This is a genomic window from Sporosarcina ureae (assembly GCF_029267015.1).
In the GTDB taxonomy this organism is placed as follows: Bacteria; Bacillota; Bacilli; order Bacillales_A; family Planococcaceae; genus Sporosarcina; species Sporosarcina ureae_D.
Genome location: NZ_JARIEA010000003.1, coordinates 15,630 through 29,108, shown reverse-complemented (window position 1 = coordinate 29,108; position 13,479 = coordinate 15,630). Strand labels below are relative to the sequence as shown.

Below are 13,479 nucleotides of genomic sequence, written 5' to 3'. Positions count from 1 at the left end.
GGGAGACGGGGATACTTTTATTTAGGAGGTGAAAAGGATGGCTATTACACAAGAGCGCAAAGCTGAATTGATCAACGAATTCAAGACTCATGAAAATGATACTGGATCGGCTGATGTTCAGATTGCTATCCTTACTGAAGAGATCAACAACTTGAACGGCCACTTACGTACGCACAAGAAAGATCACCACTCACGTCGTGGTTTGTACAAAATGGTTGGTACACGTCGTCGTCTATTGAGATATCTACGTGAAACTAACGTTCAACGTTACCGTGATCTTATTGCATCACTTGGCTTACGCCGTTAATAAGACTGAAAAGCGGGCTTTGCCCGCTTTTTTCTATGGACTAAAGATAATATATTTCGCATAAATGTGTCACTTTTGATACACTATTACTAATTACATACTAGATGTAGAAAGTTTTACAATAGAGAGGAGTTCTACAATGTCAGAACAGAAAAAAGTTTATACACTCGATTGGGCTGGACGTACGCTAACAATCGAAGCCGGCCAACTTGCAAAGCAAGCTAATGGTGCAGTGCTCGTTCGTTATGGCGAAACAACAGTACTTTCTACGGTGACTGCTTCTAAAAAGCCGAAGCCTTTAGATTTCTTCCCACTAACAGTAAATTATGAGGAACGTATGTACTCAGTAGGTAAAATTCCGGGTGGTTTTATTAAGCGTGAAGGGCGTCCTTCAGAAAACGCGGTATTGACTAGTCGATTAATTGACCGTCCGATTAGACCTTTATTCCCAGATGGCTTCCGTAATGATGTTCAAGTTATTTCACTTGTTATGTCTGTCGATCAGGATTGTTCATCTGAAATTTCGGCAATGATCGGTTCTTCTTTAGCTCTTTCCATTTCGGATATTCCATTTGATGGTCCGATCGCAGGTGTTCAAGTAGGTCGCATCGATGGAGAATTCATCGTTAACCCTACACCTAGCCAACTTGAAACATCTGAAATTGATTTGGTGGTAGCGGGAACAAAAGATGCTATCAACATGGTAGAAGCAGGAGCTAAAGAAGTAACTGAAGATATCATGCTAGAAGCAATTATGTTTGGTCATGATCAAATCAAAAAATTGGTCGAATTCCAAGAAATGATAGTAGCTGAAATCGGTAAGCCAAAGTTTGAGATTGAGTTATTCGAATTGGATACAGACATCAGTAAAGAAGTGAAAGATCGTTGTGAAAAAGAACTAATAACAGCGATACAAACTGAAGAGAAGCATGCACGCGAAGAAGCGATCAATGAAGTGAAAGCATCCGTTCTTGAGCACTATACAGAAATTGAAGCGGATGAAACTACAATCAAGCAAGTGAAAGCAGTTCTAGAGCAAATGGTGAAAGATGAAGTACGCCGTCTGATTACAGTCGACAAAGTACGCCCAGATGGCCGTGGACTTGACGAAATTCGTCCATTATCTTCTGAAACGGGTCTTCTACCTCGCTCCCACGGTTCAGCATTATTCACACGTGGACAAACGCAAGTGCTAAGTGTATGTACATTAGGTGCGCTTGGTGAAAACCAAATCATTGATGGTATAGGCTCAGATGAGTCCAAGCGATTCATGCACCATTATAACTTCCCGAACTTTAGTGTTGGGGAAACAGGTCCAATTCGTGGTCCAGGCCGTCGTGAAATTGGTCACGGTGCGTTAGGAGAGCGGGCATTGCAGCCTATGCTTCCAGATGAAGTGGAATTCCCTTACACAATGCGTCTCGTTGCAGAAGTATTGGAGTCTAATGGTTCCTCTTCACAAGCATCGATCTGTGCCTCTACAATGGCTATGATGGATGCAGGCGTACCACTTAAAGCACCAGTAGCAGGAATTGCTATGGGCTTGATCAAAAAGGATGAAGATTATTCTATTCTGTCGGATATTCAAGGAATGGAAGATCATTTAGGCGATATGGACTTTAAAGTAGCAGGTACAAGTAAAGGTATCACTGCACTTCAAATGGATATTAAAATCGACGGATTATCTCGTCAGATTTTAGAAGAATCTCTTGCGCAAGCAAAGATCGGTCGTATTAAAATTCTTGATCATATGTTGACAACAATTTCTTCAACACGTGAAGAACTGTCTGAATATGCACCGAAAATTATAGTGATCCATATTAAACCAGACAAAATCCGTGATGTAATCGGGCCTGGTGGTAAAGTAATCAATAAAATTATCGAAGAAACTCAAGTAAAAATCGATACAGAGCAAGACGGAACGGTTTACATCTCGTCGCCAAACTCTGAAATGAATGAGAAAGCTAAGAAAATGATTGAAAACATCGTACGTGAAGCAAAAGTAGGCGAGTACTACTTGGCAAAGGTTAAACGTATTGAGAAATTTGGCGCATTCTTAGAAATCTTCCCAGGCAAAGATGGTTTGCTTCATATTTCTGAAATACAAGAAGCACGCACGAAAGAAGTGGAAGATGTACTTAAATTGGATGATGAGCTATTTGTAAAAGTAATTGAAATCGACAGACAAGGTCGAGTTAATCTTTCACGTAAAGTAGTCATTCTAGAAGAAAAAGAAAAAGAACAAGCTAGCAAAGAGTAATCAAATGAATTATTCAAAAAGCCTCTTCCTGCACAAGTTGCGGCGAAGGAGGCTTTTTGTACTTTACATAAGGAGTGAAGTCTATGATACAAAAGTATAATTGTTCAAATGGTGTTCGTATTATCCATGAAAAGATGCCCCATGTACAGTCCGTAGCGATCGGTATTTGGGTACATGCAGGTTCAGCAAATGAAACAAAAGAGCAAGAGGGAATCGCTCACTTTATAGAGCATATGCTATTTAAAGGAACAGATACACGAAGCGCACGAATGATTGCCGAACAATTCGATCAGATCGGAGGCGATCTTAACGCGTTTACTTCTAAAGAAATGACTTGCTATTACACTACAGTTTTAAGTCATCATGCCTCATATGCACTGACTGTTCTAGCTGATATGTTTTTCCATTCAAAGTTTAAAGAAGAAGAGATGGAAAAAGAAAAATCCGTCATATTAGATGAAATCTCTTCAGTTGAGGATATGCCTGACGAAGATGTAGATGAAAGATTGTGGGAAGCAATGTTCCCTGAAGATCCGATTGGAAGACCGGTAGGAGGACGAATCGAAACAATCAAGTCTTTCACAAAAGAAATGGTCGAACAATTCATGGTGAAACACTATAGACCTGAGAACTTGGTCATTTCAATTGCGGGAAATTATGATGAACGATTAATTAAATTAATTGAAGCGAACTTTGGAAACTATCAAAGCAAGGAACAAGCTCCTGTTTTATTGCATGAAGAAAGAGTTCCGAATTTCACTGCTCAACAAATTATCAAAGCAAAAGATATTGAACAAGCTCATGTCTGTTTTGGTTATCCGTCCTTACCTTCTACTCATGATAAAATTTATGAGTTAAGTTTATTCGATAGTATACTCGGGGGAACCATGTCTTCTAGATTGTTTCAGGAAGTCCGAGAAAACCGTGGACTGGCGTATTCGGTATACACCTATTATGCTGCATATGAAAATGCAGGTTCCTTTGTAATTTATTGTGGAACTTCTCCGGAGAACTTCGAAGAAACCTATCGCACAATCGATCAAGTTATAGGTGAAGTGCTACATGATGGTTTGACAGATAAAGAGTTAAGGAATGCTAAGGAACAGCTAAAAGGTAGCTTTGTGCTCGGTTTGGAAAGTTCTGAATCACGCATGTATAGAAATGGTCGCAATGAATTAGTGCTTGGTAAGCATCAAACAATTGAACAAGTGGTTGATCATATTGAAAATGTTGAAAAGCGAAGTGTCTATCGACTTGGCCAGCAAATGTTAGAGAGTAAACGCGCAACATCAATTATCGCACCTAAAACCAATATTCAGCAATTTAAAAAACTACAGAACTAGTCGACTTCTCACTTCCTACACATAAGATGATAGAGATCTAATATGAAGGAGGACTTCGATGCGATTATCAGAGCTGGCACAAAAAGAGCTGATACAAGTAGAAGAAGGTATGAGATATGGCTTTCTAGCAGAAACAGACTTGCTTTTTGACCGTAAAACTGGAGCCATTATTGGATTTGAAATCCGCAAAAGGTTAGGGAAAACACTTTTTCGGCAAAAGGATCAGGATATTATCGAATATATCCCGTGGCATGAAATTGTGCTGGTAGGCGAAGATCGAATTTTATTTGGAAAAACGCATGAACTAAACAAAAAGGAGGTAGAAGGCTATGACTAAATGGCTTGTAGTAGGCACAGATCAACGGTTACGGATAGCGAATGAACTATTAGTGGAATCAGGAATTGACAGTGTGTATATTTCAACCGATACCTTTGACGACCAGTTGAAGCAGATTCTGTTAGAAACAAAGCCTGATTGTCTTCTACTTCCGTTGCTGTCGATGAAACAAAGCATACCCGTAGAATATTTTAAAGAAGGCTCTTCTGTTTATTCCGGCAATACTTCTGCGGAATGGAGACAAGAGCTGGTTGAAAAAAGCATTCGACATATCAATTATTTGGAAAAAGAACAGTTCATTTGGAGAAATGCTCAATTGACTGCAGAAGCCTTCGTCCATATTTTTTATGAGCAAACGAAGCGGCAAATTGCAGGTAAGCATTTTTATGTTGCGGGATTTGGAAGGGTTGGCAAAGCCATTGCGCATACATTGCACCAATTGCAAGCTACAGTCACTATAGTTGCCCGTTCAGAAGAACAGTTAGCAGAAGCAGGAGTACTAGGTTATAATACGCTGCAGCTGAATGAAACAACTATGTTCACAAATGGCTACTTAGTGAATACGGTTCCAGCCCAGTGGCTAGATACAAAACGAAGTGGGTCTGTGCCTGTTTTTGATGTGTCTTCAGCACCTGGGTGCCTAAAGCAAGGGGATTCCTCTGAATACTATACAATACACCTCAAATTGCCTGGGAAGCACTTTCCTAGAGACGCGGCAGCTGTCTTGGTTGACGCGGTTTTGAGAATGAGTATAGACGAAAGGGGAACTAAATGCTCAAAGGAAAGCGAATCGGATTAGGAATCACTGCTTCACACTGCACGTATGACCAATTACTTCCAATGATTCATTCTTTGCAAAAAGAAGGAGCGATCGTTGTTCCAATTATTACACATTCAGTCCTCCACGCTGCTACACGTTTTGGTACAGGTGAAGAATGGATCAAACGAATAGAAGAGGCGACAGGAGAGAAAGTAGTGACGAGTATCGTTGAAGCAGAACCATTCGGTCCGTCCAATCCACTTGACTGCATGGTTATTTCGCCACTTACAGGTAACTCAATGAGTAGATTCGCCAATGCTGCTACTGATTCACCAGTATTGATGGCAGCAAAAGCGACTTTGCGAAACGGAAAACCGGTAGTACTCGGAATTTCGACTAATGATGCACTAGGTCTCAATGGCATGAATCTTATGAAGTTATTAAATATGAAACATGTCTTTTTTATTCCGTTCGGTCAAGATGACTGCATAAAAAAATCGAACTCTTTAATATCGGACTTCTCATTACTACCTACTACTGTGGCTTCTGCAATAGAAAGCAAACAATTGCAACCCTTACTAATAATTCATAATAATGCATGAAAATAGATTTTTAAATACCGCAAAATATGTTATAATTCGTTCAATAACAATTAACGAGACGTGGACATTACCAACTGTCCCAAATAATACTTGTTAATCATTGAAAGGAAGATATAGATGAAGAATGTTAATGTTGCAATTGTCGGCGCAACGGGAGCGGTAGGAACAAAAATACTTGAGAAATTGGTGGAACGTAATTTTCCTGCAACTTCCATTAAGTTACTTGCATCCAAACGTTCTGCAGGCAATGAAATAAAAGCAGGTGGAAAAACGTACATTGTACAAGAAACAACTCCGGATGCTTTTGAAGGTATTGACATTGCATTCTTTAGTGCAGGTGGGAGTATCTCTGAAAAGTTTGCACAAGATGCAGTGAAAAGTGGAGCAGTTGTAATTGATAATACAAGTGCATTCCGTATGGACCCTAACACACCGCTCGTAGTTCCTGAAGTGAATCCTCAAGAATTACAGAATCATTCAGGAATCATAGCGAATCCAAACTGTTCTACAATTCAAATGGTAGCAGCACTTAAACCTATTAAAGATCAATATGGTCTTAGTAAGCTGATCGTCTCTACTTATCAAGCGGTTTCAGGCGCTGGTGTTGAAGCAATAGAAGAATTGGAAGAGCAGAGCAAACAGTTTGTGAATCGTAGTGAGATACAAGCAGAAGTATTACCTTCGGCTTCAGCAAAGAATCATTATCCTATTGCGTTTAACGCAATTCCACAAATTGATTCATTTGACGAGTCTGGCTATACATTGGAAGAACTGAAAATGATCAATGAAACAAAGAAAATCTTCGGTGACCAAAATATGGCAGTCGCAGCTACATGTGTCAGACTTCCTGTTGTGTCTGGACATTCAGAATCGGTTTATATTGAAATTAATCAAGAGAATGTTACGGTTAAAGATATTCAGTCATTGATGGAAAATGCGCCGGGCATTGTACTTCAAGACGATCCATCTTCACAACTATATCCGATGCCGCTTTATGCAGAAGATAAGGATGAAGTATTTGTCGGGAGAATCCGTAAAGATCTGGATAACCCGAAAGGCTTCCATCTATGGATTGTGTCCGATAACTTATTAAAAGGTGCTGCACTGAACTCTGTACAAATCGCTGAGGCACTTATCAAATAAATCGTATAGGTAGAATCAAGAATGCTAATGAAAAGGAATGATCTATGTGCAACTTGGAAACATAGGAACAGCAATGGTCACCCCTTTTTCTCCTGACGGTATGATTGATTACGCTCAAACAGCAACTCTACTTGAGCATTTGATTGCGAATGGGACAGATTCTGTCGTCGTCAGTGGTACAACGGGCGAGTCACCTACGCTTACTGTTACTGAGAAGAAGGAATTACTGGATTTTGTAGTGAAAGTAGTGAATAAGCGTATACCTGTAATTGCGGGTACAGGGTCAAACAATACAGCTGAATCAATCGAGCTGACGAAGGCTGCTGAGCTATCAGGAGCTGACGGGATCATGCTTGTAACGCCTTACTATAATAAACCTGACCAAAAAGGTATGTATGCACACTTCTCAACGATTGCGCACGCTACGGCATTGCCTATTTTGCTTTATAATATTCCAAGTCGCTCCATCGTCAATTTGCTTCCTGAAACTGTTATAGCACTATCAAAAATCGATAATATCAAAGCGATTAAAGAAGCAAGTGGAAACTTAGAGCAAATGGCGGAAATCATTGAAGGAACCGCTGATGATTTTGAAGTATACAGTGGTGATGATGGATTAACATTACCTTTGCTTTCAATTGGCGGTAGAGGGATTATTTCAGTTTCTTCACATGTTGTAGGCAATGAAATGCAGAAAATGATCCAAGCTTTCCAAAATGGTGACACAAAAGAAGCTGCTGACATCCACCGTTCATTATTACCGGTATTTAGGGCATTGTTCTCAACACCGAATCCAGTACCCGTAAAATATGCGTTGGAAAAGATAGGCGTAGCAACGGGTGGCGTACGTTTACCGCTTGTTGAAATGGACGCAAGTGAAGGGGCAATGATTGATGTTGCACTTGAAAATTTTGAAAAAAGAACACGGATTCTGTAATAAACAAAAGCCGGACGACCAATCCGGCTTTTTTTGTTTGTACAGAACACCTACTATCTCGTATAATGGGGTTTAGTCGTTGTGGGCGGGAATAGAATATAGGAGGAAACAATGTGACGAAAATACAAAATGAATTAATTAGAGTGATTCCACTAGGTGGAGTAGGAGAAGTCGGGAAGTCCATGTACGTCGTTGAAATTGACGATGAACTATTTATAATGGATTCCGGATTAATGTTCCCTGAAACGGAAATGCTAGGTATTGACTTCGTAATACCTGATATGACATATCTGGAAGAAAATAAAGATCGGGTCAAAGGAATCTTCTTAACGCACGGACATGAAGATGCAATTGGATCAATTGCATACTTATTACAAAAAGTACAAGCTCCTGTCTACGGTACAAAGTTGACATTAGCGTTAGCGAAAGAACATTTGAAGAAAATGCCGGCACCATCTAATGTTCGATTCTTTGAAGTGACAAGCAAGAGCCGCATGAACTTCAAGCGCACGCATGTGACATTCTTTTACACAACTCACAGCATCCCTGATTCTTTAGGGATTGTATTCCATACAAGTGAAGGTGCAATCGTTAATACTGGTGAGTTTAAATTTGACCAAGCAGCAAAAGGCAAATATCGCCCTGATTTTGCGAAAATGGCTACACTTGGTGAAGAAGGCGTCTTTATCTTGATGTCCGATTCTACAGAAGCAGAGCGTCCAGGTTATACGACATCTGAATCTGTCATTGTAAAACGACTTTCTAAAACGTTCCACGAAGCACAAGGTAGAATTTTAGTGGCGTTGTATGCATCTAACTTTATACGAATTCAACAAGTACTAGACCAGGCGGCAGCTAAGAAAAAGAAAGTTGCAGTTGTTGGTAAAAGTTTGGAGAGTTACTTTGAAGTCGGATTGAAATTAGGTTATTTACAAGTAGAAGAAGATGTAGTCATTCCAGTGAAAGACATGGAAAAATACGATGATCAAGATATCGTTATTATTGTAACGGGTAACCAAGGTGAGCCACTTGATGCTTTGGAGAAAATCGTTCGTAAACATCATAGAGAAATCAATATCAAAAGTTCAGATACGGTATTGATCACATTCACACCATCTCCTGTCATGGAAACTTCCATGTACAAGATGATGAATGAACTAGCTAAAGCTGGAGCGACTGTACTGACGTCCACACGCAATGTACACGTATCCGGTCACGGTTCAGCTGAAGATTTGAAAATGATGCTCAACTTGATGCAACCGAAATACTTTATTCCAATTCAAGGGGAATACCGTATGTTAATTGCGCACTCCAAACTCGCTCAAGAAGTGGGTCTACCTAAAAACCGCATCTTCATTGCGGATAAAGGAGACATCGTTGAATTCAAGAACGAAAAGCTTCGCATGGCAGGTAGAGTTCAGGCGGGCAATGTTTTGATTGATGGTATCGGTGTAGGAGATGTAGGAAATATCGTATTGCGCGACCGCAAGCTCTTATCACAAGATGGAATCTTTACAGTCGTTGTAACTTTGAATAGAAAACAAAAACGAATTGCAGCAGGTCCTGAAGTCGTATCTAGAGGCTTTGTGTATGTTCGGGAATCGGAAGAGTTGTTTGAAGAAGCGACGAAACTAATTACGAAGATTGTTGAGAAGTATGTGAATAAAGAAACGTTTGAATGGACAAACATTAAACAAGAGATCCGCGAAACATTAAGTTCGTATTTATATCAGCAGACAAAACGTCGTCCGATGATTATTCCAATCATCATGGAATACTAATCTATACCGTTTGTTGACGATTTAAATAACAATGGGATTTCCATGCCTTTCTGGCTGGAAATCTTTTTTTCAGAAAGGGGGTTGGCAAATGGCAAAAAAACGAGCTAAAAAGAGAGCGCCCGCTAAGAAAAAACAACAGAAAAATCAGCAAAGTCAAATGCAACCGCTCTGGTTTGAAATACTTGGTGTTGTATTGATTGGTATTGCGATCATTATGATCTTTGAATTTGGCATCATAGGCCAAGGTTTATCGGCATTTTCCCGATTTTTATTAGGCAATTGGTATGTAGCATTGCCATTTTTGATTATAGTGCAAGCCTTAATCTTCATGGTTAAGAGACAGATCGGTGGATATAAGCACCGAATAGTTATCGGCTGCTTATTCATATTAGGAAGCATGTTGCTATTCAGTCATGTACATTTATTTCAAACATTGTATGAAAGTAAAGTATTGATGTCGAATTCTGCACTTAAGGAAACATGGAAAGTCCTCATTACCAATGATGGGATCCATGATCAGACAGGGACGCTAGGTGGCGGCATGCTAGGCGCTGTGCTGTTCGCGATGTTTTATTCATTAGTGGATTCCTCGGGTGCTACTGTAGCGGGTGTGTTGCTACTGCTCATTGGTATTATCCTTTTGACAGGAAAAGCGTTGATACCGTTTTTGGTGGAGCAAACACCTATCTTTATCAGCAATGTAAAAAAGAAATGGGCAGCTCGAGAAAAGAAAACTGTTAAGTCACCTGAAGAAAAGAGAAAAGAAAGTGCTCGGACCAATAGGAAGAGTAAGCCTAAAGTTGAAAAGACTGCTGAAACAGAAAGGGTTCAAGAGTATATTGAACCTGCTAGTGAACCGATTATTTCTAGTTTTACAGCAAAAATAGAAAAAGCCGTAGAACCGCAACATACAGAAGAATTAAACACCCAAGTAAATGAAGCACCTGCGATAGATCCTAAAGATCCTGCAGCAGATTACCCAGTAATGGGTGGAGAGCAAGAAAATGAAGCGTATATTTTACCTTCAACTAATCTACTAGAGCCGCCTGTAACAAGCGATCAATCTGGTGAATATGATTTGATTCAAGCGAACGCAAAGAAACTCGAGAAAACGTTCCTGAGCTTCGGAGTCAAAGCACGCGTGACACAAGTCCACCTTGGACCAGCAGTCACCAAATACGAAATTCTGCCTGATACAGGTGTGAAGGTAAGTCGTATCGTTAGTTTGGCGGATGACATTGCATTGGCATTAGCGGCTAGTGGCATTCGTATTGAAGCACCTATTCCTGGTAAATCAGCTGTTGGGATTGAAGTACCGAACAATTCAGTAGCAATGGTCAGTTTACGTGAAGTGCTCGAATCAAAAGAGAATAGTCCACCGGGTGCCAAGTTGCTTGTAGGTTTAGGTCGTGACGTGACCGGACAAGCGATGATGACTGAACTTAATAAGATGCCACACGTATTAATTGCTGGGGCAACGGGTAGCGGTAAGAGTGTCTGTGTCAACGGCATAATTATGAGTATCATCATGCGAGCAAAACCGCATGAAGTGAAAATGATGATGATTGATCCCAAGATGGTAGAGCTGAATGTCTTTAACGGGATTCCGCATTTATTGGCACCGGTAGTCACAGATCCACGAAAAGCAGCCCAAGCATTACAACGTATTGTGTCTGAGATGGAGCGTAGATATGAATTATTCTCCCATACAGGTACTCGAAATATTGAAGGGTATAACAATCACATTGAACAATGGAATGAAGATCATGACGAGAAACATCCACGCATGCCGTATATCGTCGTCATCGTCGATGAGCTAGCAGACTTAATGATGGTAGCGTCAAGTGATGTTGAAGATTCCATCACGCGTTTGGCACAAATGGCAAGAGCCGCGGGTATTCATTTAATTATCGCTACACAGCGTCCAAGTGTGGATGTGATCACGGGTATCATCAAAGCGAATATCCCTTCTCGGATTGCATTTGCTGTATCATCTGCTATCGATTCGCGAACTATTCTAGACGGTGGCGGTGCAGAGAAGTTATTAGGCCGTGGAGATATGTTATTCCTTCCTGCTGGGGCTTCAAAACCGACACGAATACAAGGAGCATTTGTATCAGATGAAGAAGTAGAAGCGGTAGTGAATTTCGTGATTGAGCAACAAAAAGCTCAGTATCAGGAAGAAATGATTCCAACTGAAGTAGAAGTTGTGGCACCGCATGAAGAAACTGACGATTTATATGATGAGGCGGTACAAATGGTAGTCGATATGCAAACTGCTTCCGTCTCCATGATCCAGCGACGTTTCCGAGTCGGTTATGCCAGAGCTGCTAGGATTGTCGATCAAATGGAAGCTCGTGGTGTTGTAGGACCGCCAGAAGGAAGTAAACCGAGACAAGTATTACTTGCTAAATCAGAGCTTGAAATGTAGAACCCATAATGAATTAAGTTGATTAGTCAAAGTTATTTGTCATTTAACTAGATATTTCCTTCTACCTAAGAAAATGATATAGTAAGGGTAGAAGGGATTTAGTATTCTAATCCACTAATTTGAATCCCTAGCTATTTATAGTCTGAGTGGAAAGCGCTATCATGCATTGTGCCTTAGGTGGTGCAAACTTTAATGTCATACTAATTAGTGATGAAATTATTGAATGATATCTTTGCAATATAATTCGGATTATAAAAATTAGGGGAAAAGTAATACGGAAATGGGTATAAGACGTATAGCGTCCTGATTTCATACCAAAAAACAGTAGAGGGAGGTCATTATTGATGAAAAAGAGAAAGTTCGGTCTTGCGATGTCTTTAGTATTAGCTGCAGGTACAATGTTGGCAGGATGTGGCTCTGACGATAAGGACAAAAATGATGCAGGTGAAAAGCCAGCAACAGGAGATGGCGGAGAGAAAAGCGAATTCTCCATTGCAATGGTAACTGACGTTGGAGGAATTGATGACAAATCATTCAACCAATCAGCATGGAAAGGTGTTAGAGAATTTGGTGAAGATCAAGGATGGGAAAAGGCAACTGGTGGGTACGATTACCTTCAGTCAACTGACCCTGCAGATTATACAACAAACCTCAACAACCTAGCTCGTCGTGACTTCGGTTTGATTTTCGGAGTAGGTTACTTGATGGAAGATGCAATCGCTGATATTGCAGCGCAACAAAAAGATACTAAATTCGCAATCATTGATGGTGAAGTAGATGCTCCAAACGTCACTAGCATACTCTTCAAAGAACAAGAAGGCGGATACTTAGCTGGAGTGGCTGCAGCATTAATGACAAAATCAGATAAGATTGGTTTCATCGGTGGTATGGACATTCCGGTAATCGAGCGTTTCGAAGCTGGATTCCTTGAAGGTGTTAAAGCGGTTAAGCCTGAAATCAAAGTGGATACTAAATACGTAGGTGCATTTGATAAAGCGGAACTTGGTAAAGCTGAAGCAGGACGTATGTATTCTTCAGGCGTAGATATTATTTTCCACGCTGCTGGTGGTACAGGTAACGGAGTATTCTCTGAAGCAAAAGAGCGTAAGCAAGCTGACAAAGATGCATACGTTTGGGTAATTGGTGTTGACTCTGACCAATACGAAGAAGGTAAAGTTGGAGATGACAACATTACACTTACTTCTATGTTAAAGCGTGTTGACGTAGCAGTTAAAGACGTTGCAGATCTTGCAATGGCTGGAAACTTCCCTGGTGGAGAAACTAAAGTATACGGCCTACAAGATGAGGGAGTAAGTCTTGCTGATTCACGTGGCGCGATTCCACAAGATGTAGAGGATCAAATCGATGAATACGCTCAAAAAATTGCAAATGGTGAAGTTGAAGTACCTGAGTTTGTAGAAAAAAAGAAGTAAGTTTATTAAATAGCTAAAGGCCGGTTTCATACCCGGCCTTTATTTCATTAAATTATTGAAATAAAAGTTCTTCGTCGGTTGTGCTGGAACTTTTATTTTATTAATTTCTTAGATTAATAATAAAATATAATGAAAAGTATCAGCA

11 protein-coding genes are annotated in these 13,479 nt (G+C 40.2%); all 11 read left to right on the top strand.

Features of this window, described 5'->3' with window-relative positions; all coding sequences use genetic code 11:
* Nucleotides 1-37: 37 nt before the first annotated feature.
* The 11 genes from rpsO (at nt 38) to Q7P97_RS00470 (ending at nt 13,334) form a co-directional block, all read left to right on the top strand.
* On the top strand, nt 38-307 hold the full coding sequence (gene rpsO, locus Q7P97_RS00520; RefSeq protein ID WP_029053162.1) for a 30S ribosomal protein S15: 270 nt from the start codon (nt 38-40) through the stop codon (nt 305-307).
* A 139-nt stretch (nt 308-446) separates the two neighbouring features.
* Nucleotides 447-2,567 carry a polyribonucleotide nucleotidyltransferase gene (gene pnp / locus Q7P97_RS00515; protein WP_303964976.1) on the top strand — a complete coding sequence of 707 codons (2,121 nt, stop codon included), beginning with the start codon at nt 447-449 and terminating at the stop codon, nt 2,565-2,567.
* Between the two features lie 83 nt (nt 2,568-2,650).
* Complete coding sequence (locus Q7P97_RS00510) at nt 2,651-3,910, top strand: M16 family metallopeptidase (protein WP_303964975.1); 1,260 nt, start codon at nt 2,651-2,653, stop codon at nt 3,908-3,910.
* Between the two features lie 58 nt (nt 3,911-3,968).
* Nucleotides 3,969-4,247, top strand: coding sequence for a YlmC/YmxH family sporulation protein (locus tag Q7P97_RS00505; RefSeq protein WP_303964973.1), 279 nt, complete (start codon nt 3,969-3,971; stop codon nt 4,245-4,247).
* The gene (locus tag Q7P97_RS00500; protein ID WP_303964970.1) at nt 4,240-5,046 is read left to right on the top strand and encodes an NAD-binding protein; all 807 of its coding nucleotides are present in this window, start codon (nt 4,240-4,242) and stop codon (nt 5,044-5,046) included. The genes Q7P97_RS00505 and Q7P97_RS00500 overlap by 8 nt, the downstream gene beginning before the upstream one ends.
* On the top strand, nt 5,019-5,609 hold the full coding sequence (locus tag Q7P97_RS00495; RefSeq protein WP_303964969.1) for a dipicolinate synthase subunit B: 591 nt from the start codon (nt 5,019-5,021) through the stop codon (nt 5,607-5,609). The genes Q7P97_RS00500 and Q7P97_RS00495 overlap by 28 nt, the downstream gene beginning before the upstream one ends.
* Nucleotides 5,610-5,726: 117 nt before the next feature.
* Entirely contained in the window at nt 5,727-6,752 is a 1,026-nt protein-coding gene (gene asd / locus Q7P97_RS00490; protein ID WP_303964968.1) for an aspartate-semialdehyde dehydrogenase, read from the top strand.
* A gap of 37 nt (nt 6,753-6,789) precedes the next feature.
* Nucleotides 6,790-7,689, top strand: coding sequence for a 4-hydroxy-tetrahydrodipicolinate synthase (gene dapA / locus Q7P97_RS00485; RefSeq protein ID WP_303964966.1), 900 nt, complete (start codon nt 6,790-6,792; stop codon nt 7,687-7,689).
* A gap of 113 nt (nt 7,690-7,802) precedes the next feature.
* On the top strand, nt 7,803-9,470 hold the full coding sequence (locus tag Q7P97_RS00480) for a ribonuclease J (RefSeq protein WP_085428690.1): 1,668 nt from the start codon (nt 7,803-7,805) through the stop codon (nt 9,468-9,470).
* A gap of 88 nt (nt 9,471-9,558) precedes the next feature.
* Complete coding sequence (locus Q7P97_RS00475) at nt 9,559-11,901, top strand: DNA translocase FtsK (protein ID WP_303964964.1); 2,343 nt, start codon at nt 9,559-9,561, stop codon at nt 11,899-11,901.
* Between the two features lie 344 nt (nt 11,902-12,245).
* Nucleotides 12,246-13,334 (top strand): BMP family lipoprotein, encoded by a 1,089-nt coding sequence (locus Q7P97_RS00470; protein ID WP_303964962.1) that lies wholly within the window; start codon nt 12,246-12,248, stop codon nt 13,332-13,334.
* The last annotated feature ends 145 nt before the right edge of the window (nt 13,335-13,479 follow it).

What these genes read in the sequence shown, in the direction of transcription:
- Q7P97_RS00510 (WP_303964975.1), top strand. Translation starts at nt 2,651, where the DNA reads ATGATACAAAAGTATAATTGTTCAAATGGTGTTCGTATTATCCATGAA.
- pnp (WP_303964976.1), top strand. Translation starts at nt 447, where the DNA reads ATGTCAGAACAGAAAAAAGTTTATACACTCGATTGGGCTGGACGTACG.
- Q7P97_RS00475 (WP_303964964.1), top strand. Translation starts at nt 9,559, where the DNA reads ATGGCAAAAAAACGAGCTAAAAAGAGAGCGCCCGCTAAGAAAAAACAA.
- asd (WP_303964968.1), top strand. Translation starts at nt 5,727, where the DNA reads ATGAAGAATGTTAATGTTGCAATTGTCGGCGCAACGGGAGCGGTAGGA.
- Q7P97_RS00470 (WP_303964962.1), top strand. Translation starts at nt 12,246, where the DNA reads ATGAAAAAGAGAAAGTTCGGTCTTGCGATGTCTTTAGTATTAGCTGCA.
- Q7P97_RS00500 (WP_303964970.1), top strand. Translation starts at nt 4,240, where the DNA reads ATGACTAAATGGCTTGTAGTAGGCACAGATCAACGGTTACGGATAGCG.
- rpsO (WP_029053162.1), top strand. Translation starts at nt 38, where the DNA reads ATGGCTATTACACAAGAGCGCAAAGCTGAATTGATCAACGAATTCAAG.
- Q7P97_RS00495 (WP_303964969.1), top strand. Translation starts at nt 5,019, where the DNA reads ATGCTCAAAGGAAAGCGAATCGGATTAGGAATCACTGCTTCACACTGC.
- dapA (WP_303964966.1), top strand. Translation starts at nt 6,790, where the DNA reads ATGATCTATGTGCAACTTGGAAACATAGGAACAGCAATGGTCACCCCT.
- Q7P97_RS00505 (WP_303964973.1), top strand. Translation starts at nt 3,969, where the DNA reads ATGCGATTATCAGAGCTGGCACAAAAAGAGCTGATACAAGTAGAAGAA.